The organism is Virgibacillus sp. DJP39 (assembly GCF_049310925.1).
In the GTDB taxonomy this organism is placed as follows: domain Bacteria; phylum Bacillota; class Bacilli; order Bacillales; family Amphibacillaceae; genus Virgibacillus_F.
Genome location: NZ_JBMERP010000191.1, coordinates 1 through 869, shown reverse-complemented (window position 1 = coordinate 869; position 869 = coordinate 1). Strand labels below are relative to the sequence as shown.

Below are 869 nucleotides of genomic sequence, written 5' to 3'. Positions count from 1 at the left end.
GGTACCGACCCCTGAAAGTTAGAGTGGAAAACTAACTTCCAGGGGTGTTTTTATGACCAAATATAATGAGGAATTTAAAATAAAGCTTGTTACCGAGTATTTGCATGGAAATCTCGGATATAAATTATTAGCAAAAAAATACAATATTCCCTCTCGAACAACATTACAAGACTGGGTACGAGCCTATAAAACACTAGGGATGGAGGGACTGAAGCGAAAAAATATGAAGGAAGCGTATTCTGTTCACTTTAAATTAGATACGATACAATTTATGATAGAGACAGGCGCTTCTTATCAGGAAACTGCTGATCAATTTAGATTGAACAATCCTTCATTAATTTTCCGCTGGACGAAAATAGTTAATGAACAAGGGATAGAAGGCCTGAAACCAAAGTCAAAGGGGCAACCTTCTATGTCTAAAAAACCAAACAAACAGAAAAAAGAAGAAATAAAGCTGACGCATGAAGAATTAGAACGAGAGAATGAATTACTAAGACTAGAAAACGCATACTTAAAAAAGTTGAGAGCTTTTCGGGAAAATCCGAGTGCCTTCCACGAAAAGCACAAGCAAAGGTGGCATTCGAACTCAAAGAAGAAGGGTTCCGATTAAAAGATGTTCTCCTTGTCGTCGGGATTCCAGAAGCAACGTACCACTACCAAGTGAAAAATTTTGACAGAGAAGATCTGGATACAGAATTAAAAAAAATCATTACAGATTTATTTAAAAAGTTTCATGAACGTTATGGTTATAAACGTATCACAAAAGAATTAAAGAAAATTGGACATTCTATCAACCATAAAAAAGTGTATCGTATAATGCGGGAATTAGGATTAAAATGTGTGAAATTCATGCGGAAATCTCGCAAATA

2 protein-coding genes are annotated in these 869 nt (G+C 35.3%); both read left to right on the top strand.

The features are described 5' to 3' along the window. Positions 1 to 52: 52 nt before the first annotated feature. Positions 53 to 610: a helix-turn-helix domain-containing protein gene (locus tag ACOI1D_RS21715; RefSeq protein WP_422504289.1), complete on the top strand. Its 558-nt coding sequence runs from the start codon at positions 53 to 55 to the stop codon at positions 608 to 610. Further along, positions 574 to 869 (top strand): IS3 family transposase (locus ACOI1D_RS21710; protein ID WP_422504287.1); only part of this gene is annotated, 296 nt, incomplete at its 3' end. The genes ACOI1D_RS21715 and ACOI1D_RS21710, both read left to right, overlap by 37 nt.